This is a genomic window from Ramlibacter albus (assembly GCF_014297445.1).
Lineage (GTDB): Bacteria > Pseudomonadota > Gammaproteobacteria > Burkholderiales > Burkholderiaceae_C > Ramlibacter > Ramlibacter albus.
In genome coordinates, this window is sequence record NZ_JACORU010000001.1 from 1,269,291 (window position 1) to 1,287,975 (window position 18,685).

Genomic DNA, 18,685 nt, shown 5'->3' on the forward strand with positions numbered 1-18,685 from the left:
TTTGGGGGAAAGGAGCTGATTTTATTCGGTGACAATCCCGGCCAGAGACGAGGAGTCAAACCAATGCATTCATTCCTGAAGGCGGCGGCCTTGGGCGTGCTCACGCTGGTCGCCGCCTGCACCGCGCCCGGCCCGGTGGCGGTGGCCACCGAAGACCCGTACCTCTGGCTGGAAGACGTGACCGGCGAGCGCCAGCTGGCCTGGGTGCGAGAGCGCAACGCGGCTTCCCAGGCGGTGCTGGAGAAGCGGCCCGAGTTCGCCCCGCTGAAGGCGCGTGTGCGCGAGGTGCTGGATTCGCGCGAACGCATCCCGTACCCCACGCGCATCGGCGAGCACCTGTACAACTTCTGGACCGACGCGCAGAACCCGCGCGGCGTGTGGCGGCGCACCACGCTCGCCGAGTTCCGCAAGCCGCAGCCTGCGTGGGAAGTGGTGCTGGACGTCGACGCGCTCAACCGCGCCGAGGGGGCGAGCTGGGTGTGGAAGGGCTTCCAGTGCGAGCCTGCGACCGCGGCAGGCGTGGTGGAGCGCTGCATGGTGTCGCTCTCGCGCGGCGGCTCGGACGCCAAGGTGCAGCGCGAGTTCGACCTCGCATCGAAGCGCTTCGTGGACAGGGGCTTCGTCCTGCCCGAGGCCAAGAACGACATCCGCTGGGTGTCGCGCGATGCGCTGTACGTGGAGACGGATTTCGGGCCGGGCACGATGAGTGCATCGGGATACCCGCTGCAGCTGCGCCTCTGGCAGCGCGGCACGCCGCTGGCGCAGGCGCGAATCGTCTACCAGTCGCAGCCGACGGACCTCGGCGTGAACGCGGAGGTGACGCCGACGCCCGGCTACGTGCGCCACCTCGTACAGCGCGTCGTGGAGTTCAACACCTACGAGAACTTCCTCCTGCGCGACGGGCGGCTCGAGAAGATCGACGTGCCTGCGGACACCTTCCTGTGGTTCCACCGCGAGTGGCTGCTGCTGCAACTGCGCAGCGACTACACGGCGGGTGGGCGAACCTACCGCGCGGGCTCGTTGCTGGCTGCCGGCCTCGACGGCTTCATGAAGGGTGAGCGGCGCCTCGACGTGCTGTTCGAGCCCACGGCAACGCGCTTCCTCGTGCGGCGCGCGGTGACGTTCACGCAATCGCGCGTGCTGGTCGAGAGCATGGACACGGTGGCCACCCGCATCGAGGAGCTGTGGCACGAGGCCGGCGCATGGAAGCGCCGCGAGTTCGCGCTGCCCGGCAAGTCCTCGGCCTATGCGCGCTCGTTGCACGACCGCTCGCTCGCGGCGGACACCCTCGGCGAATCGGTTCTGCTGACCTACGAGGACTTCCTGACGCCCGATTCCCTCTACCTCGGCCGCACCGGTACGAACGAGCGCGAGCTGCTCAAGCAGTTGCCGAAGTTCTTCGATGCCGAGGGCATGCGCGTCGAGCGGCTCTTCGCCACGAGCCGCGACGGCACCAAGGTTCCCTACTTCGTCGTGTGGCCCAAGGGCGCCACCGCGGACGGCATGAACCCCACGCTGCTGCGCGGCTACGGCGGCTTCCAGAACAGCGAGCTGCCGCACTATGCGCCTGCCACGGGCAACGCTTGGATGGCCCGCGGCGGCGTCTACGTGGTGGCCAACATCCGTGGCGGCGGCGAGTTCGGGCCCGCGTGGCATCGTGCGGCGCTCAAAGGCAACCGCCAGCGCAGCTTCGACGACTTCATCGCAGTGGCGGAGGACCTCATTGCGCGCAAGATCACGTCGCCCCGCCACCTCGGCATCTACGGCGGCAGCAACGGCGGCCTGCTCGTGGGCGCGGTGTTCACGCAGCGGCCCGAGCTGTTCAACGCGGTGGTGTGCGCCGTGCCGCTGCTGGACATGAAGCGCTACAACAAGCTGCTGGCCGGCGCGAGCTGGATGGCCGAGTACGGCGACCCGGACAAGCCCGAGGACTGGGCTTTCCTCTCGGCGTACTCACCGTACCACCACGTGGCCGCGGGCAAGAAGTACCCGGAGGTGTTCTTCTACACGAGCACGCGCGACGACCGCGTGCACCCGGCGCACGCGCGCAAGATGGTGGCGAGGATGCAGGAGCAGGGCCACCCGGTGCTGTACTACGAGAACATCGAAGGCGGCCACGGCGGCGCGGCCGACGCGGCGCAACGTGCGCACCTGCAAGCCCTGCAGTTCAGTTACTTATGGTCGAAATTGGCGCGACCGTATCCTGCTCGCTAGGCGGGCGGTACAGCGTCCACTTCACCAGCTTGCCGCGCTTGAACTCGCAGGTGACCGACGACTGCGTGCCGTCGGTCCACTTGTAGATCTCGGGGTCGATGCCCTTTTCGGAGAGCTGCTCGCCGATGGCGCGCGTGAGGGCCAGCACGTGCAGCAGGTTCACCCCGGGCTTGAGCTTGGCGTTGAGCATCACGGCGCTGTCGCAATAGCCCACAGGGCGGCTGCCCGCGCGCTGCAGCACCTTCATCATGCGGGTGAAGTGCAGCAGCATCCACATGATGATGCCGCCCACGACGAGCGCAACGCCCGGCCAGCCATACCCTCGCCACGCGGCGTAGACGAGCACGACGCCGAGGATGGGGACTGCGATCTTCTGGAAATTCATGGCGCGATTTTCCCCTACTGCAGGCCCCGCACCACTTCCAGGGCCTGCTCGATGCGCTCGACGGGGTGGATGGCCAGGCCCTCCATCTCGCGCTGGTGGCCCTTGGGGGCGTTGGCCTTGGGCACGATCGCGACGGAAAAGCCGAGCTTGGCCGCTTCGCGCAAGCGCTCCTGACCGCGCGGCGCGGGGCGCACCTCGCCGGCCAAACCCACTTCGCCGAAGGCGATGAAGCCCTTGGGCAGCGCGCGTCCGCGCAGCGACGACGCGATGGAAAGCATCACCGCCAGGTCTGCGGCCGGTTCGCTGATGCGCACACCACCGACCGCGTTGACGAACACGTCCTGGTCCATGCACGCGACGCCTGCGTGGCGATGCAGCACCGCAAGCAGCATCGCGAGGCGGTCGCGGTCCAGGCCCACGGAAAGCCTACGGGGGCTCGGCCCGCCGGAATCCACCAGCGCCTGGATCTCCACCAGCATCGGCCGCGTGCCTTCCAGCGTGACCAGCACGCAGCTGCCGGGCACCGGCTCGCTGTGCTGCGACAGGAAGATCGCGCTGGGGTTGGCCACGCCCTTGAGGCCCTTCTCGGTCATCGCGAAGACGCCGATCTCGTTCACCGCGCCGAAGCGGTTCTTGATGGCGCGCACGAGGCGGAAGCTGGAGTGCGTGTCGCCTTCGAAATAGAGCACGGTGTCCACCATGTGCTCCAGCACGCGCGGGCCGGCGAGTGCGCCCTCCTTGGTGACGTGGCCCACCAGCACGATGCTCGTGCCGCCGGACTTCGCGGCTCGCGTGAGGTGCGCCGCGCACTCGCGCACCTGCGCCACCGAGCCCGGCGCGGAGGTGAGCTGGTCCGAGTAGACCGTCTGGATCGAGTCGATCACGGCCACGGCCGGTTGCTGCGCGGAGATGGTCGCCTGGATCTTCTCCAGCTGGATCTCGGCCAGCACCTTCACCTGCGAGTTGTCGAGCCCGAGGCGGCGCGAGCGCAGGGCAACCTGCGCGCCGCTTTCCTCGCCGGTGACGTAGAGCGTGGGCACGCCTGCGCGCTGCAAGCCGTCCAGCGCCTGCAGCAGCAGCGTGCTTTTGCCGATGCCGGGGTCGCCGCCGATCAGCACCACGCCACCTTCGACGATGCCGCCACCGAGCACACGGTCGAGCTCACCGATGCCGGTGGGGGTGCGCTCCACTTCGGAGGCTTCGATGTCGGCCAGCACCGCGACCTCGGACGCAGGCGCCAGCGAAGCGAAACGGTTGTTGCGCGCCGAGGGCGACTCGGCCACGGTCTCGATCAGCGTGTTCCACGCGTTGCAGTTGGGGCACTTGCCCTGCCACTTGGGCGTGCTGCCGCCGCACTCGGTGCAGGTGTAGGTGGTCTTCTCTTTGGCCATTGCCGCAAGTGTAGGGGGCGCTTGCGGGCCGCCGCCGATTCACTTAACATGTTAAATAACATGGCTACGACGGCCTTTGCCCACCGCAACCTCCCGCGCCTGCTGCTGCAGGCGCGCGAAGCCGTGATGCTGCACACGCGGCCGAGCCTGCGCGAGCATGGCCTTTCCGACCAGCAGTGGCGCGTGCTGCGCGTGTTGGGCGAGCACGGGGCCGTGGAGACGGGCCGTGTCGGCCGCGAGGCCTACATCATCGGGCCGAGCCTGACGGGGGTGCTCTCGCGCATGGAGCGCGACGGGCTCGTCACCCGCGAGCGCGACCCGGCGGACCAGCGCCGCACGGTGGTGGAGGCCACGGCCAAGGGTCGCAAGCTGGTGGACCGTTTGTCCACCACCATCGAGATGCACTACCAGTGGCTGGAGCAGTCGCTGGGCAAGCAGAAGCTCACGCAGCTGTACACGCTGCTCGACGAACTGATCGAACTGGAGGGCCCATGACGTTGCAGGGCACCGTCTACGGCACGCTGCTGAACTTCCGCGGCGAGTACGAAGCGTGGCAGCCGAAGATGAACGAGCCGCCGTACAAGGCGCCGCCGAAAGCGCCGGTGCTGTACGTGAAGACGGCCAACACGTTCTCGCCCAACGGGGCGAACATCCCGGTGCCTGCGCATGTCGCCGAGGTGGAGATCGGCGCGACCGTCGGCATGGTGATGAAGTCGGCGCGCGAGGTCGCGGGCTACGTGCTGCTCAACGACCTGTGCGTGCCGCATGCGAGCTACTTCCGCCCGCCGGTGAAGTTCCGCTGCCTCGATGGTTTCCTCGGCTTCGGCGACCGCGTGCGTTCGCGCAACGAAGCGGGCGACCCGGCGGTGTTCACGCTGAAGGTGAGTGTCAATGGCGAGCTGGTCCAGACGGTGCGTTTCTCCGAACTCATTCGTTCCGCCGACCAGTTGCTCGCGGATGTCGGCGAGTTCATGACGCTTGGCGAGGGCGACGTGCTGATGCTGGGATGTGCCGGCGACCGCCCCCGCGCCAAGGTGGGCGACCGCATCGAGATCGCGATGCCGGCGCTGGGCTCGCTCGTGAACACGCTCGTCGCGGAGTCCGCATGAAACGCGCCCGCGTCATCCACCAGGGCCGCGTGCAGCACGCGAGCGAGCAGGGCGGCCGGCTGCTGCTGCAGGACGGCACGCTCGTCGGCGAAACCGACGTCACCTGGCTGCCCCCGGTCGCGCCTCCCGCGGACCGGCCGCGCACCATCCTCGCCCTCGGCCTGAACTACGCCGACCACGCGAAGGAGCTCGAGTTCAAGGCGCCCGAGGAGCCGCTCGTGTTCCTGAAAGGCGAGACCGCGCTGAACGGCCACCGCCAGCGTACCAGGCGGCCCGCCGGCGTGAACTTCATGCACTACGAGTGCGAACTCACCATCGTGGTCGGCCGCACCGCGCGCAAGGTGAAGCGGGACGACGCCTACGACTTCATTGCCGGCTACACGGTCGCCAACGACTACGCCATCCGCGACTACCTCGAGAACTGGTACCGGCCCAACCTGCGCGTGAAGAACCGCGACGGCGCCACGCCGCTGGGCCCGTGGCTGGTGGACGCCAAGGACATCCCCAACCCGATGGCGCTGGACCTGCGGACCACCGTGAACGGCAAGGTCACGCAATGCGGCAACACGCGGGACATGATCTTCGACGTGCCGTTCCTCATCGAGTACTTCAGCGCGTTCATGACGCTGCAGCCGGGCGACCTGATCCTCACCGGCACGCCCGACGGCGTGGTCGATTGCAAGCCGGGGGACGTCGTCGTGACGGAGATCGAGGGCCTCGGCGCCCTCATGAACACCATCGAGTAGGCCATGCGCATCGAGCACCTGATCAACGGCAAACCCGTCACGGGCCGCGACTACTTCGAGAGCGTGAACCCCGCCACGCAGGAAGTCCTCGCGGAAGTCGCGTCCGGCGGCGAAGACGAAGTGAATGCCGCTGTCGCTGCAGCGAAGGACGCATTCCCGGCCTGGGCCAACATGCCCGCGCCGCAGCGCGCGAAGATCGTGAAGAAGCTCGGCGACCTGATTGCGAAGAACGTTCCCGAAATTTCGCAGACGGAGACGAACGACACCGGGCAAGTGATCGCGCAGACCGGCAAGCAGCTCGTGCCGCGCGCCGCGGACAACTTCTACTACTTCGCCGAGATGTGCGTGCGGGTGGACGGCCACACGTATCCGACCGAGACGCACCTGAACTACACGCTGTTCCACCCCGTCGGCGTCTGCGCGCTGATCTCGCCGTGGAATGTGCCGTTCATGACGGCCACGTGGAAGGTGGCGCCGTGTCTTGCGTTCGGCAACACGGCGGTGCTGAAGATGAGCGAACTCTCGCCGATGACCGCCGCGCGGCTTGGGGAACTTGCGCTCGAAGCGGGTGTCCCCCCTGGCGTGCTGAACATCGTGCACGGCTACGGCAAGCAGGCCGGCGAACCCCTGGTGCGCCACCCTGACGTTCGCGCGATCTCCTTCACCGGCTCCACGGCGACCGGTAACCGCATCGTCAAGGAAGCGGGACTGAAGAAATTCAGCATGGAGCTGGGCGGCAAGTCGCCGTTCGTGATCTTCGAAGACGCGAACCTCGAGCGCGCTCTCGACGCCGCCGTGTTCATGATCTTCTCGAACAACGGCGAGCGCTGCACGGCCGGCTCGCGCATCCTCGTGCAGCAGTCGATCTACGCGGACTTCGCGAAGAAATTTGTGGAACGCGCGAAGAAGATCACCGTGGGCGACCCACTGGACGAGAAGACGATCGTCGGCCCGATGATCTCGCAGGCGCACCTTGCCAAGGTGCGCAGCTACATCGAGCTGGGCCCGAAGGAAGGTGCCACGCTTCTGTGCGGTGGCCTGGGCGCGCCGCTGCTGCCGGACCGCGTGAAGAAGGGCAACTACGTCGTGCCGACCGTGTTTGGCGACGTCGACAACCGCATGAAGATCGCGCAGGACGAGATCTTCGGCCCGGTCGCCTGCCTGATCCCGTTCAAGGACGAAGCGGATGCGGTGCGCATCGCGAACGACATCCCGTACGGCCTGTCCAGCTACGTCTTCACGGAGAACATCGGCCGCGCGCATCGCGTCGCCGCGCAGATCGAAGCCGGCATGTGCTTCGTCAACAGCCAGAACGTGCGCGACCTGCGCCAGCCCTTCGGCGGCACCAAGGCGTCGGGCACGGGCCGTGAAGGCGGCACCTGGAGCTACGAGGTGTTCCTGGAGCCGAAGAACATCGCGGTGTCGCTCGGCTCGCATCACATACCGCATTGGGGAGTCTGACGCCATGGGCAAGCTCGCGCTCGCAGCCAAGATCACCCACGTTCCCTCGATGTACCTCAGCGAGCTGGACGGCCCGCGCAAGGGCACGCGGCAGGACGCCATCGACGGGCACGCCGAGATCGGGCGGCGCTGCCGCGAGCTCGGCGTGGACAGCATCGTGGTGTTCGACACCCATTGGCTGGTCAACGCCAACTACCACGTCAACTGCGCGCCGCACTTCAAGGGCGAGTACACGAGCAACGAGCTGCCGCACTTCATCGCGAACATGGGGTACGAGTTTCCCGGCAACCCGAGGCTCGGCAAGCTGATGGCCAAGGTGGCCAACGAGTGGGGCGTCGAGACACTGGCGCACGACGCCACCACGCTTGGCCCGGAGTACGGCACGCTGGTGCCGATGCGGTACATGAACGCGGACAAGCACTTCAAGGTCGTGTCGGTTTCGGCGCTGTGCATGGCGCACTACCTGAACGACAGCGCGCGCCTCGGCTGGGCGATCCGCCGGGCCATCGAGGACGAATACGACGGCACCGTCGCCGTCTTCGCGAGCGGGTCCCTCTCGCACCGCTTCGCGCAGAACGGGCTCGCGCCGGAGTTCGCGTTCAGGATCTGGAGCCCCTTCCTCGAGCAGCTCGATCACGAAGTGGTGCGCATGTGGCAGGCCGGCGAGTGGCGGGCGTTCTGCGGCATGCTGCCCGAATATGCCGCCAAAGGTCACGGCGAAGGCTTCATGCACGACACGGCGATGCTGCTTGGCGCGCTGGGCTGGAGCGCCTACGACGGCAAGGTCGAAGTCGTCACGCCGTACTTCGGCGCCTCCGGCACCGGCCAGATCAACGCGATCTTCCCCGTCACGCCGCAGGACGGCGCGGCGATCCCGAAGGCGCAGGCGTCGGCGGCCGACGGCTACACCGCCATTTCCAGCAGGCTTTGACATGCCCCACTGCGTCATCCTCTACACCCCCAACCTCGAGGCGAAAACGGACGTCAGCGCGCTCTGCCGCAAGCTCGCCGACGAGATGCTCGAGATCCGCGACGAATCCGGCAAGCAGGTGTTCCCCACCGGCGGCACTCGTGTGCTCGCGTACCCCGCCACGCACTACGCGGTAGCCGACGGCAAGGGCGACTACGGTTTCATGTACCTCAATGTGCGCATGGGCGCGGGCCGCAGCGATGCGGTGAAGCAAAGCGCCGGCGATCGGCTCATGGCCGTCGTGAAGCAGCATGTCGCACCGATGTTCGAGAAGGAACTCGTGGGCGTCACGCTGCAGATCGACGAAAGCCCGGGCCAGGTCTACGACGGCAAGCATTCCACGCTGCATCCGCTGTTCAACAAATGAGCATCACACCCGAACTGGTCCAGCAGCTCGCTCGCGAACTCGACGAGAGCGAGCGCACGCGCCAACAGGTCGAGCATTTCTCCAGGCGCTACCCTGCGATGACGGTGGAGGATGGCTACGCCGTCGCGCGCGCGTGGGTGGCGATGAAGATCGCCGCCGGCCGCAAGCCCATCGGCCACAAGATCGGCCTGACCTCCCGCGCCATGCAGCAGTCCAGCCAGATCGACGAGCCGGACTACGGCACGCTGCTGGACGACATGCTCTTCGCGCCAGGCGACATCCCGACGCAGCGTTTCGTCGCGCCGCGCGTGGAGGTGGAGCTGGCGTTCATCCTGAAGAAGCCGCTGCGGGGCGAGAAGGTGTCAGTGGACGATGTGCTCGACGCAACCGAGTACGTCCAGCCCGCCATCGAGATCATCGACGCGCGCATCGAGCAGTTCGACCGCCACACCAGGGCGCCGCGCAAGGTGCAGGACACGATCAGCGACAACGCAGCCAACGCCGGCATCATCCTGGGCGGCCGCAAGATGCATCCGCGCGAGGTGGACCTGCCGTGGGTCGGCGCGATCCTGCGCCAGAACGGCGTGGTCGAAGAGACTGGCCTCGCCGCAGGCGTGCAAGGCAACCCCGCCGTCGGCGTCGCGTGGCTCGCGATGAAGCTCGCGCCGTGGGGTGAAGGCCTGGAAGCAGGCGAGATCGTGCTGGCGGGGTCGTTCACGCGGCCCGCGCCGGCGAAGCAGGGCGACGTGTTCGATGCCGACTACGGCAGGCTCGGTCGCTTCGAGTTCCGTTTCGTCTAAGGAGTCCAAGGTGAAGACACCCGTCAACGCATTCAAGAAGGCGCTCGCCGAGAAGCGCACCCAGTACGGCCTGTGGGTCAGCCTCATGGGCCCGCTGAACACCGAGATCTGCGCGGCCGCCGGTTTCGACTGGCTGCTGCTCGACGCCGAGCACACACCCAACGACCCGATGAACGTGCTGATGCAGTCGCAGGTGATCGCGGCTTATCCGGGCGTGCATGCCGTCGCGCGCGTGCCGATGGGGCATGGCTATGTGGGGCAGGCGCTGATCAAGCAATACCTCGATGCAGGCATCCAGACGCTGCTGGTGCCGATGGTCGACACCGCGGAGCAGGCGCGCGAGCTGGTGCGCTGCATGCGTTACCCGCCCGAGGGCATTCGCGGCATGGCGGCCACGCGTGCGTCGGGCTGGGGACGCAACACCAACTACGCAAAAGAGGCCAACCGCGAGGTGTGCCTGCTCGTGCAGGCCGAGACGCGCGCGGGCATCGAGAACCTCGACGAGATCGCGGCGGTGGATGGCGTCGATGGCGTGTTCATCGGCCCGTCGGATTTGTCGGCGGCCTTCGGGCACGTGGGCGACCCGTGGCATCCCGACATGCAGAAGCTGATCGCCGAGACCTTCCAGCGCATCCAGAAAGCCGGCAAGGCGGTCGGCATCCTCACGCTGGACGAAACGCTCGCGAAGAAGCACGTGGAAATGGGCGCGACCTTCATCGCGCTGGGCACCGACACGAACCTGATGATCAAGAGCACCACTGCGCTGCTCGGCAAATTCAAGGGCGCGCCGCAACAGCCTGCCGCCAAAGGCAACTACTAGGAACTCCACCATGAAGTGGCACCCCGACGAATGGCAGGCGCGCGTGCAGCTCGCCGCGTGCTACCGCGTCTTCGACATGCTCGGCTGGACCGAGATGATCTACAACCACATCACCGTGCGCCTGCCCGACTCGGTGACGGACGGCAAGAAGCAGTACCTGATCAACCCCTTCGGGCTGCACTACAGCGAGGTCACCGCGAGCAACCTCGTGAAGATCGACACCGCGGGCAACAAGCTGGACGACAACCCGTACCCGGTGAACCCGGCGGGCTTCACGGTGCACTCGGCGATCCACGAGGCCATCCCGGACGCGCATTGCGTGATGCACACGCACACGACGACGGGCCTGGCCGTGGCGTGCACTCAGGGCGGGCTCGCCCAGAACAACTTCTATTCGGCGCAGCTGCACGACCTGGTGGCGTACCACGACTTCGAGGGCATCACCATCCACGCGGACGAGGCGCCGCGCCTGTTGAAGAACATCGGCGACAAACCGGTCGTCATCTTGCGCAACCATGGCCTGCTCGCGTGGGCGCCCACGCTGCCGCTCGCTTTCTCGCGCCTGTGGACGCTGCAGCGCGCGTGTGACGTCCAGGTCGCCCAGGCAGCGCTGGGCCCCGCCATCGCCGTACCGGATGCCGTGGCGAAGAAGACCACGCACGACTCCTTCCAGTTCGACATGAAGTTCGGTGGCGGCACGGACGTGTTCGATGCGATGACGCGGCTGGTCGACCGCAAGGACGCGAGCTACAAGCAATGAACAAGGTCTGTATCTACGGCGCGGGCGCCATCGGTGGCTGGATCGGGGCGCGGCTGGCGCAGCAGGGTTGCGACGTGAGCGTGGTCGCGCGCGGTGCGACGCTTGCCGCGATCCGCGAGCAAGGCCTGCGCTGGCAGCATGGTGACGACACCGTGGCGACGAAGGTGCGCGCAAGCGAGTCGCCGGCCGACTTCGGCGTGCAGGACCTCGTCGTCGTCGCCGTCAAAGCACCCGCGATGACGGACGTCGCGAAGCGCATCGCTCCGCTGATCGGCCCCGACACGGTCGTCCTCACCGCCATGAACGGCGTGCCCTGGTGGTTCTTCGAAGGCTTCGGCGGCAAGCTTGCAGGCACGCGGCTGAAAGCGGTGGACCCCGACGGCGCGATCGCGAAGGCGGTCCCCGGCAAGCACATCGTCGGCTGCGTCGTGCACGCGAGCTGCTCCACGCCGGAACCCGGCCTGGTCAAGCAGCACTTCGGCAACAAGCTGATCGTCGGCGAGCCTTCGGGCGAGAAGACGCGGCGCCTGCAAGCCATCGCCGACCTGCTGGCCAAAGCCGGCTTCGAAGTCGAAGTCTCGCCGCAGATCCAGCGCGACACATGGTTCAAGCTGTGGGGCAACATGACCGTCAACCCGGTCAGCGCGATCACCGGCGCCACCACCGACCTCATCATGAACGACGAGCTCGTGCGCGGTTTCATCTCCCGCGTGATGCTCGAAGCGCGCGAGGTCGGCAACCGCATCGGCATCCCCATCGAGCAGCAACCCGAAGACCGCCACGCGATCACGAAGAAGCTGGGCGCGTTCAAGACATCGATGCTGCAGGACGTCGAGGCGGGCAAGCCGGTGGAGCTGGATGCGCTGGTGACAGTGGTGAAGGAACTGGGCGAGCTGACGGGTGTGGCGACGCCGTTCACCGATGCGCTGCTCGGCCTCAGCCGGTTGTTCTTCCAAGGTCGAAAGTTGTATTGACGCCGAAGTGGCGCCATAATGGCTCCTGAACCCAGGGAGCCGACATGCCCAACCTTTCGATCAAGGACGTACCCGAGCCGCTGGCCGAAGCGCTGCGGCAGCGCGCCGCGCGCAACCATCGTTCGCTGCAGGGCGAGCTGATGGCCATCATCGAATCGGCGGCTGCCGAGCCGCAGGGCCGTCCCGAAACGCCGATACCGGCGCGGAACTTGCGTTACCCGCCATTGCGCCGGGGCTGGAAGACGACCGAGCAGATCGTCGCGGAGCAGGATGCAGAGGGCATCGAGTTCTCGCCCGACGCGCCGACCGGCACCGACATCATCCGCAAGGAAAGGGACAGCCGGTGAGCCCCCTCTACGTGGCTGAACCCCCGGCGCGGTACTTCCATCGCCCACCCGTCGTGCTCGACTGCAGCGTGCTCGCCTCGGTGCTTTTCAAGGAAGCCTCCCGTGAAGAGGCCGCGGCGCTACTGGTCGGCAAGAGCCTGCAGGCGCCCCACGTGCTCGACAGCGAACTGGCGAGCGTCGCGCTGAAGAAGAAGGAGTCCGAGACGCCGGAGGCGATCGAGAACGCATTCGCGAAATACCACGATTACGACATCGAGCTGCACCCCACCGACGCGCGCGGCCAGTACGAACTCGCACGTCGCTATCAGCTGAGCGCCTACGACGCCGCTTACCTCTGGCTTGCCTCCGCTTTGCACGTGCCGCTGCTCACCTTCGACAAGAAGCTGGCGAAAGCCGCGCGCGAGCACCTGGCCGGCCTCGCGTGACCGCCCCGAGCAAGGCCCTCAGCGGCACCGCCTTCGCCACGCTGCTGCTCATCGCGCTGATGATGGGCGCGAACCACGTGGCTGCGCGCATCGCGTTCAACAACGGCGTGGACGTCGCGACGGCGGTGGTGTTCCGCAGCACGGTGACCGTGTGCGTGATCGCCGCGCTGCTCGCGGTGCAGGGCGTGCGCGTGAGCTTCACCGCGCGCCACAAACGCTTCCTACCCGTCATCGGCCTGCTGATCGGGGTGCAGAGCCTGTGCCTCTATTCGGCCGTCGCGCGCCTGCCGGTGGCGCTGGCGCTGCTCGCGTTCAACACCTACCCGATCTGGACCGCGTTGTGGGCGGCGGTGTTCTACAAGCACCCGCCGGAGCGGCCGCTGCTCATCGCGATGCCGGCGATCCTTGTCGGCCTGTCGCTCGCCCTCGACGTGTTCGGCGCCGCCTCCGGCCTGGGGGCGAGCGGGCAGTGGGCGCGCATCGGCGCGGGGGTTGCATTCGCCCTCGCGGCGGCGGCCACATTCGGCATGGCCCTCGTGCTGACGCAGCACGAGGCGAGCGACGTGGACGGCCGCGTCCGCACCGCCACCACGATGGCGATCGCCGCCGTGATCGCGCTGGCCACCGTCGCCGTGCAAGGCGGCTTCCACCTGCCCACCGCACCGGCCGGATGGGCCGGCATCGCCGCGCTCACGTTCCTCTACGGCACCGCGTTCACGATCATGTTCACGGTGCTGCCGCGCCTGGGCGTGGTCGGCAACTCCGCCATCATGAACGTCGAGCCGGTGTTCGCGCTCGTGCTCGCGTGGCTGGTCCTCGGGCAAGCCATCGCGCCCGTGCAGGTCGCCGGTGCGCTCATCGTGGTCGGGGCCGTCGTCGCGCTCGGCATGCGCAAGCGCTGAAAGGGGAGGTGGCGCGCCGCGCGCGAACCCCGTATCCTCGTGCATCGTCCTGCAGAGGGGTGGCTCGATGCGACGTTTCACGTGCGGCTGCCTGGTGCCGCTCTTCACCACGCTTGTGCCGGCCGATGGCCGCGCGGAAGAATGCGACCCGCGCTTCGCCAAGTCGCCGCAGTTCGCCGCGGCCGACTGCCGCTTCCAGAACCCGCCCAACCCCGACGCGAAACCGCATCGCTCCTCGTGGGACATCTGGATGCGCTTCCTGCTGGAGAAGAAGCAAGGCACGGTCCCCATCGACCCCATCCCCGTGCGCATGCTGGACAAGGCGGCGCTCGCGGCGCTGGACGACACGTCCACGCACATCATCCGGCTTGGCCACTCGTCGCACCTTCTCAAGCTGCGCGGCAAATGGTGGCTGATCGACCCGGTGTTCGGGCCGCGTGCGTCGCCCGTCACGTGGATGGGCCCGGCGCGCTTCCACAAGCCGCCGATCGCCTTGGAGGACGTCCCGCCGATCGAAGGCCTCATCCTCTCGCACGACCACTACGACCATCTCGACGTGCCGACGATCGAGGCGCTGAAGGACCGCGTGAAGCGCTATTTTGTGCCGCTTGGTGTCGGCGAGCGCCTCAAGGGCTTCGGCGTCGCCGCGGACCGCATCGACGAGTTCGACTGGTGGGAGGAGCGCACGGTCGGTGAGGTGGGGCTCGTCGCCGCGCCGTCGCAGCACTTCTCAGGCCGCACGCTGTGGGACCGCAACAAGACGCTGTGGTCGTCATGGCTGATCAAGACGGGTGACGACCGCGTGTTCTACAGCGGCGACTCGGGCTACTTCAAGGGCTTCAAGGAGATCGGCCAGCGCCTGGGCCGCATCGACATCGCGCTCATGGAAAACGGCGCGTACGACAGCTACTGGCCCACGGTGCACATGACGCCGGAAGAAACGGTGCAGGCCTTCCAGGACCTCGGCGCGAAGACGCTCTACCTCGTGCACAACAGCACGTTCGACCTGGCCTTCCACACCTGGCGCGACCCGCTGGAGCGAGTGGCCGCGCTTGCGGAGCAGAAGGGGCTGCAGCTGGCGACGCCCGAAATCGGCGAAGTGCTCACGCTCGGCAAGCCGCGCGTGAACAAGAAGTGGTGGGAGGGCTTGCGCTGACCCCTCAGCGCTGCCCGAAGTGCAGGCCCCGGAACAGGTCCTTGTGCTCGCGCGGCTGCGAGCGCCAGTACTGGCGCGGGGCTTCCACCTGCGCGCCGAGCTTCGCGGCGGCGTGCCACGGCCAGCGGGCGTCGTAGAGCATCGCGCGTGCGAGTGCCACGGCATCGGCCTGGCCGCTTGAAACGATGGCTTCCGCCTGCTCCGGGTCGGTGATCAGGCCGACCGCGATCGTCGGCAGGCCCGTCGCATCCTTCACCTGCTTCGCGAACGGCACTTGGTAGCCCGGGCCGAGGGTGATCTTCTGCAAAGGCGAAACGCCGCCGCTCGACACGTGGATCGCCGCGCAGCCGCGCTGCTTGAGCGCGAGGCCGAGCGCGATGGTGTCGGGCACGTCCCAGCCACCCGGCACCCAGTCCGTCGCCGACACGCGCACCCACACCGGCATCTTGCCGGGCACCGCGGCCCGAACGGCGTCGAATACCTCCAGCGGGAAACGCATGCGGTTGTCGAGGCTGCCACCGTACTCGTCGGTGCGCTCGTTGGACAGTGGCGACAGGAATTCATGCAGCAGGTAGCCATGCGCCAGGTGCAGCTCGATGGCGTCGATGCCGAGCCGCACGGCGCGCTGCGCGGCGCGAACGAAGTCGTCGCGCACACGGGCGAGGCCTTCGTGGTCCAACGCGTTCGGCGGCACCTCGCCTTCGGAGTGGGGCACCGCGGAGGGTGCTTCGGAGACCCAGCCTTCAGGCGCATCCGGCGAGATCTGCGCGCCGCCGTCCCATGGCGCCCGGCTCGACCCTTTGCGCCCCGCATGCGCGAGCTGGATCGCGACAGGGATGCTCGAATGCCTGCGGATCGCCGCCAGCACCCGGCCCAGCGCGCGCTCGTTGTCGTCGGAATACAGCCCGAGATCGTCAGGCGAGATGCGTCCGACGGCCGACACGGCGGTCGCCTCGATGGTCAACAACCCCGCGCCCGACAACGCCAGGCTGCCGAGATGGATCATGTGCCATTCGGTGGCGCTGCCCGCGCCATCGGCCGAGTACTGGCACATCGGCGCGACGATGATGCGGTTGGAAAGGCGCAGCGCGCCGAGCTCAAGGGGTTCGAACAGTCTGCTGGTCATGCCTCACGATACCAGTCCTGCAGCGCCCAGAAGTCCGTGTCCCACGCCGAAGCGCGGGTCACCATCTTCGACTTCGCGACCGACACCGTGGAGCGGCGGATGAGCGGGATGACCACGGCCTCGTTCACCACGATGTCGTTCATGCGGATGAACATGGCCGCCCGCTTGACGGGGTCCAGCTCGAACTCCGCGGCGCGATAGAGCTTGTCGTACTCGTCGCTGTGCCAGCGCGTGAGGTTGCGGCCCTGCCACTTGTTCACCTTGCTCGCGATCTCCCAGCTGACGTAGCGGTCCAGCGAGCGCAGCGGGTCGGGCGAGGCGCCGGTCACGGCGAACATTTCCAGGTCGGCCCAGAACTTGGTGTTGGTGTCGGGGTTCGCGACGTCGGACGAGAAGAACACCGAGGCGGACACGGACTTGAGCTCGAGGTCGATGCCCGCCTTCTGGCAGGCCTGCTTGATCACCGTCTGCACCTTCTGCCGCACCGGGTTGGTGGACGTCTGGAAGACGAACTTCATCTTGCGCCCGCCCTTCTCGCGCACGCCGTCGCCGCCCTTCTTCCAGCCCGCGGCCTCGAGCATGCGCTGCGCCTTGTCGATGTCGAACTCCGGCTTCGTGTTCTTCGACGCATAGCGCGCGGGCGCGTTGATCCAGTTGGCGGTGACGGCGCCGGTGCGGCCATAGATGTACTGCTGGATGCTCTCGCGGTCCATCAGCAGCGCCATCGCCTGCCGCACGCTCGTATCGCCGAAGGCGAAGTGCTTCGACTTCGGACTGGCCCGCTCGCCATCGACCTCGGTCCACGGGTCGGAGACATTGAGGTAGACGAACTCCACGTCCGGCGCCACGGTGATGATCGAGTGCCCCTTGCGCTCCGCCTCGAAGCGCTTGAGCACCTCGTCCTCCATCTGCATGTTCCAGGCCCAGTCGTACTCTCCCGTCTGCAGCACGGCGCGCGCGGCGGAGGTGGGGTCACCGCCGCCCTTGATCTCCAGCGAGTCGAAGTGCGGCCGGTTCGGCATGTGGTAGCCGGGGTACGCTTCCGCGCGCACGAGATCACCCGGCTTGAAGTCGACGATGCGATACGGGCCCGTGCCGACGGGCTTGAGGTTGGCCGGCGCGTCGCGCGACTTCGCGCCCATGTACGCGGCGAAGTGGTGCTTGGGGATGATGCCGGCGCCGGCCGCCACGAAAGCTTGCGCCCAGAACGGCCGCGGTTTGTCGAAGACGAGGCGCACGGTGTGCGAGTCGACCTTCTCCACCTTGATCTCGGCATAGACGGTCATGCTCACCGAGGCCGCGGCCGGGTCGCGCGCGTACTCCCAGTTGAAGACCACATCGTCGGCGGTGAAGGGCTTGCCGTCGTGCCAGGTGACGCCGCGCTTGAGCTTCCACGTCACCGACTTGCCGTCGGCTGCCACACCGCCGTTCTCGCGGGTCGGGATCTCCGCTGCGAGCACCGGCACGAGGTTGGCGTCGTTGTCCCATTGCGCCAGCGGCTCGTAGAACGCGCGCGAGCCGACCTGGTCCTTCGCGCCGGTACCGAAGTAGGGATTGAGCAGCGTCGGCCCCTGCCACATCAGCAGCTTCAACTGCCCGCCGCCGCCGCGCTTCGTGGGCTTGTAGTTGAAAGCGGTCTGCGAGTTCGCCACGCCGGCGTGCATCAGCAGTTGCCCGGCGATCGGGGCCGTGAGCCCCAGCGACACCAGCCGTTCGACGAAGCGGCGCCGCGGCATGCGGCCCTCGCGAACGTCCTCGATCCACCCGCGCAGCTTGTTCTCGTCCATGACTGCCCCTCGACGTCGAAGCGGGCACTATCGCCTCGGGCCGCGGCGGCGTCAATCGGGGCGGCTCACAGGCCGGACGGGTAGGTCTCCGGCGGCACCAGCGCGAAGCGCTCTTCGCCGGCCCGGTGTGGCTGACATTCCATTCGCCTTGCTCGCCCATCTCGGTGGCGGACGCGTCGCCGAGGATGGCCGTGTGGGCGCACAACTCGCACCCATGCCGAAGCTGGCGACGTAGCCGTAGGTCTGCTGGTCTTCGCCGAAGTGCTCGAAGCAGCCGCAGCGCGCGCGTGCGCGCGTCGCTGCACCGGGGCCTTCGCGGTCCAGGTACTCCAGCACCGACTGCATCGACGCGTACATGCTGTACAGGTCCATGCCGTAGAAGCCGCAGCGCTCGTGGGCAGGCAGTCGCGCATTGCGTTCGTGCAGCCACTCCACGAAGTCGCGCACCACCGTGTTGCGCCACATCCAGGTCGGGAAGCGCTGGAAACCGGCTAGCGCCTCATCCGCGCTCCGGTCATCCGAGCGGTGAAGCACGTAGCGGTTCTCACGCAGCGCGTCGGGCCGATCGCCCGCGATCACGACCGCGCGAACATCGTGCTGGCGGATCAGCCGCCGCGTGACCTGCGCGCGCGAGCAGCCCCATCAACGCCTCGTCATCGGCGGCTGAGCCCGCGAGCGGATGCATGTCGTCGCGCAGGCCGTCGAGCAGGGAAGGAGCAAGGGAGGTGGGCATCACCGCACGTTCGCACTGCAACGCCGCGTGACGCGTCGGACAAGTCCAGCCGACGCTCTCCTACCCTGCCGCGTGGCCGCGCATGCGACGCTGTTGTTCAGTCAAGTCTGGAGACCCCCATGCGCGTTCTGCTCTGGATCATCGGCATCATCTTCCTCATCGGCCTGCTGGTGGTCACCGGTTTCTTCAAGCTGATCTTCTAGCGGGCTGCC

At 67.5% G+C, this 18,685-nt stretch carries 21 protein-coding genes; 16 read left to right on the plus strand and 5 right to left on the minus strand.

Translation table 11 applies throughout. The features are described 5' to 3' along the window. Positions 1-63 precede the first annotated feature (63 nt). Complete coding sequence (locus tag H8R02_RS05865; RefSeq protein WP_187080377.1) at positions 64-2,214, plus strand: prolyl oligopeptidase family serine peptidase; 2,151 nt, start codon at positions 64-66, stop codon at positions 2,212-2,214. Here the strand turns inward: H8R02_RS05865 and H8R02_RS05870 are convergent. Both H8R02_RS05870 and radA read right to left on the minus strand, forming a co-directional pair. Further along, positions 2,168-2,599 (minus strand): glycerate kinase, encoded by a 432-nt coding sequence (locus tag H8R02_RS05870; protein ID WP_187080378.1) that lies wholly within the window; start codon positions 2,597-2,599, stop codon positions 2,168-2,170. The genes H8R02_RS05865 and H8R02_RS05870 overlap by 47 nt on opposite strands. Positions 2,600-2,613: 14 nt before the next feature. After that, entirely contained in the window at positions 2,614-3,990 is a 1,377-nt protein-coding gene (gene radA / locus H8R02_RS05875) for a DNA repair protein RadA (RefSeq protein ID WP_187080379.1), read from the minus strand. Between the two features lie 60 nt (positions 3,991-4,050). Here radA and hpaR point away from each other — a divergent pair, with 60 nt between their 5' ends. The 14 genes from hpaR to H8R02_RS05945 all read left to right on the plus strand — a co-directional run bounded on the left by hpaR (position 4,051) and on the right by H8R02_RS05945 (position 14,827). Next, the gene (gene hpaR, locus H8R02_RS05880; protein WP_187080380.1) at positions 4,051-4,485 is read left to right on the plus strand and encodes a homoprotocatechuate degradation operon regulator HpaR; all 435 of its coding nucleotides are present in this window, start codon (positions 4,051-4,053) and stop codon (positions 4,483-4,485) included. Beyond that, positions 4,482-5,099: a fumarylacetoacetate hydrolase family protein gene (locus tag H8R02_RS05885; protein ID WP_187080381.1), complete on the plus strand. Its 618-nt coding sequence runs from the start codon at positions 4,482-4,484 to the stop codon at positions 5,097-5,099. The genes hpaR and H8R02_RS05885 overlap by 4 nt, the downstream gene beginning before the upstream one ends. Continuing rightward, positions 5,096-5,845, plus strand: coding sequence for a fumarylacetoacetate hydrolase family protein (locus tag H8R02_RS05890; protein WP_187080382.1), 750 nt, complete (start codon positions 5,096-5,098; stop codon positions 5,843-5,845). The genes H8R02_RS05885 and H8R02_RS05890 overlap by 4 nt, the downstream gene beginning before the upstream one ends. A 3-nt stretch (positions 5,846-5,848) precedes the next feature. Beyond that, on the plus strand, positions 5,849-7,306 hold the full coding sequence (hpaE, locus tag H8R02_RS05895; protein WP_187080383.1) for a 5-carboxymethyl-2-hydroxymuconate semialdehyde dehydrogenase: 1,458 nt from the start codon (positions 5,849-5,851) through the stop codon (positions 7,304-7,306). Positions 7,307-7,310: 4 nt separating this feature from the next. Further along, positions 7,311-8,237: a 3,4-dihydroxyphenylacetate 2,3-dioxygenase gene (hpaD, locus tag H8R02_RS05900; protein ID WP_187080384.1), complete on the plus strand. Its 927-nt coding sequence runs from the start codon at positions 7,311-7,313 to the stop codon at positions 8,235-8,237. 1 nt (position 8,238) lies between these two features. Next, positions 8,239-8,643: a 5-carboxymethyl-2-hydroxymuconate Delta-isomerase gene (locus tag H8R02_RS05905; RefSeq protein ID WP_187080385.1), complete on the plus strand. Its 405-nt coding sequence runs from the start codon at positions 8,239-8,241 to the stop codon at positions 8,641-8,643. Next, positions 8,640-9,443 carry a 2-oxo-hept-4-ene-1,7-dioate hydratase gene (hpaH, locus tag H8R02_RS05910; RefSeq protein ID WP_187080386.1) on the plus strand — a complete coding sequence of 268 codons (804 nt, stop codon included), beginning with the start codon at positions 8,640-8,642 and terminating at the stop codon, positions 9,441-9,443. Before H8R02_RS05905 ends, hpaH begins: the two co-directional genes overlap by 4 nt. Before the next feature lie 10 nt (positions 9,444-9,453). Further along, entirely contained in the window at positions 9,454-10,263 is an 810-nt protein-coding gene (locus tag H8R02_RS05915; protein WP_187080387.1) for an HpcH/HpaI aldolase family protein, read from the plus strand. A 10-nt stretch (positions 10,264-10,273) separates the two neighbouring features. After that, positions 10,274-11,023 carry a class II aldolase/adducin family protein gene (locus H8R02_RS05920; RefSeq protein WP_187080388.1) on the plus strand — a complete coding sequence of 250 codons (750 nt, stop codon included), beginning with the start codon at positions 10,274-10,276 and terminating at the stop codon, positions 11,021-11,023. Beyond that, complete coding sequence (locus tag H8R02_RS05925; protein WP_187080389.1) at positions 11,020-11,997, plus strand: 2-dehydropantoate 2-reductase; 978 nt, start codon at positions 11,020-11,022, stop codon at positions 11,995-11,997. The genes H8R02_RS05920 and H8R02_RS05925 overlap by 4 nt, the downstream gene beginning before the upstream one ends. 44 nt (positions 11,998-12,041) lie before the next feature. Beyond that, positions 12,042-12,344, plus strand: coding sequence for a FitA-like ribbon-helix-helix domain-containing protein (locus H8R02_RS05930; RefSeq protein WP_187080390.1), 303 nt, complete (start codon positions 12,042-12,044; stop codon positions 12,342-12,344). Then, the gene (locus H8R02_RS05935; RefSeq protein WP_187080391.1) at positions 12,341-12,769 is read left to right on the plus strand and encodes a type II toxin-antitoxin system VapC family toxin; all 429 of its coding nucleotides are present in this window, start codon (positions 12,341-12,343) and stop codon (positions 12,767-12,769) included. The genes H8R02_RS05930 and H8R02_RS05935 overlap by 4 nt, the downstream gene beginning before the upstream one ends. After that, positions 12,766-13,671, plus strand: a complete 906-nt coding sequence (locus tag H8R02_RS05940; RefSeq protein WP_187080392.1) for a DMT family transporter — start codon at positions 12,766-12,768, stop codon at positions 13,669-13,671. Before H8R02_RS05935 ends, H8R02_RS05940 begins: the two co-directional genes overlap by 4 nt. Positions 13,672-13,738: 67 nt before the next feature. After that, positions 13,739-14,827 carry an MBL fold metallo-hydrolase gene (locus H8R02_RS05945; protein WP_187080393.1) on the plus strand — a complete coding sequence of 363 codons (1,089 nt, stop codon included), beginning with the start codon at positions 13,739-13,741 and terminating at the stop codon, positions 14,825-14,827. A gap of 4 nt (positions 14,828-14,831) precedes the next feature. Here H8R02_RS05945 and H8R02_RS05950 read toward each other — a convergent pair whose 3' ends face one another. From H8R02_RS05950 to H8R02_RS05960, 3 genes are read right to left on the minus strand one after another with little or no spacing between them, the layout of a single operon-like run. Next, positions 14,832-15,953, minus strand: a complete 1,122-nt coding sequence (locus H8R02_RS05950; RefSeq protein ID WP_187080394.1) for an NADH:flavin oxidoreductase/NADH oxidase — start codon at positions 15,951-15,953, stop codon at positions 14,832-14,834. After that, the gene (locus H8R02_RS05955; protein WP_187080395.1) at positions 15,950-17,740 is read right to left on the minus strand and encodes a peptide ABC transporter substrate-binding protein; all 1,791 of its coding nucleotides are present in this window, start codon (positions 17,738-17,740) and stop codon (positions 15,950-15,952) included. The genes H8R02_RS05950 and H8R02_RS05955 overlap by 4 nt, the downstream gene beginning before the upstream one ends. Before the next feature lie 51 nt (positions 17,741-17,791). Further along, positions 17,792-18,349, minus strand: coding sequence for an erythromycin esterase family protein (locus tag H8R02_RS05960; protein WP_255429211.1), 558 nt, complete (start codon positions 18,347-18,349; stop codon positions 17,792-17,794). Between the two features lie 243 nt (positions 18,350-18,592). Here H8R02_RS05960 and H8R02_RS30970 point away from each other — a divergent pair, with 243 nt between their 5' ends. Further along, a complete protein-coding gene (locus H8R02_RS30970; protein WP_494338105.1) occupies positions 18,593-18,676 on the plus strand; it encodes a small membrane protein YohP in 84 nt (27 codons plus the stop codon). Positions 18,677-18,685 lie beyond the last annotated feature (9 nt).

Bases quoted from the DNA above. Each gene is read 5' to 3' on its own strand.
- H8R02_RS05865 (WP_187080377.1), top strand. From the start codon at position 64: ATGCATTCATTCCTGAAGGCGGCGGCCTTGGGCGTGCTCACGCTGGTC.
- H8R02_RS05870 (WP_187080378.1), bottom strand. From the start codon at position 2,599: ATGAATTTCCAGAAGATCGCAGTCCCCATCCTCGGCGTCGTGCTCGTC.
- radA (WP_187080379.1), bottom strand. From the start codon at position 3,990: ATGGCCAAAGAGAAGACCACCTACACCTGCACCGAGTGCGGCGGCAGC.
- hpaR (WP_187080380.1), top strand. From the start codon at position 4,051: ATGGCTACGACGGCCTTTGCCCACCGCAACCTCCCGCGCCTGCTGCTG.
- H8R02_RS05885 (WP_187080381.1), top strand. From the start codon at position 4,482: ATGACGTTGCAGGGCACCGTCTACGGCACGCTGCTGAACTTCCGCGGC.
- H8R02_RS05890 (WP_187080382.1), top strand. From the start codon at position 5,096: ATGAAACGCGCCCGCGTCATCCACCAGGGCCGCGTGCAGCACGCGAGC.
- hpaE (WP_187080383.1), top strand. From the start codon at position 5,849: ATGCGCATCGAGCACCTGATCAACGGCAAACCCGTCACGGGCCGCGAC.
- hpaD (WP_187080384.1), top strand. From the start codon at position 7,311: ATGGGCAAGCTCGCGCTCGCAGCCAAGATCACCCACGTTCCCTCGATG.
- H8R02_RS05905 (WP_187080385.1), top strand. From the start codon at position 8,239: ATGCCCCACTGCGTCATCCTCTACACCCCCAACCTCGAGGCGAAAACG.
- hpaH (WP_187080386.1), top strand. From the start codon at position 8,640: ATGAGCATCACACCCGAACTGGTCCAGCAGCTCGCTCGCGAACTCGAC.
- H8R02_RS05920 (WP_187080388.1), top strand. From the start codon at position 10,274: ATGAAGTGGCACCCCGACGAATGGCAGGCGCGCGTGCAGCTCGCCGCG.
- H8R02_RS05925 (WP_187080389.1), top strand. From the start codon at position 11,020: ATGAACAAGGTCTGTATCTACGGCGCGGGCGCCATCGGTGGCTGGATC.
- H8R02_RS05930 (WP_187080390.1), top strand. From the start codon at position 12,042: ATGCCCAACCTTTCGATCAAGGACGTACCCGAGCCGCTGGCCGAAGCG.
- H8R02_RS05945 (WP_187080393.1), top strand. From the start codon at position 13,739: ATGCGACGTTTCACGTGCGGCTGCCTGGTGCCGCTCTTCACCACGCTT.
- H8R02_RS05950 (WP_187080394.1), bottom strand. From the start codon at position 15,953: ATGACCAGCAGACTGTTCGAACCCCTTGAGCTCGGCGCGCTGCGCCTT.
- H8R02_RS05955 (WP_187080395.1), bottom strand. From the start codon at position 17,740: ATGGACGAGAACAAGCTGCGCGGGTGGATCGAGGACGTTCGCGAGGGC.
- H8R02_RS30970 (WP_494338105.1), top strand. From the start codon at position 18,593: ATGCGCGTTCTGCTCTGGATCATCGGCATCATCTTCCTCATCGGCCTG.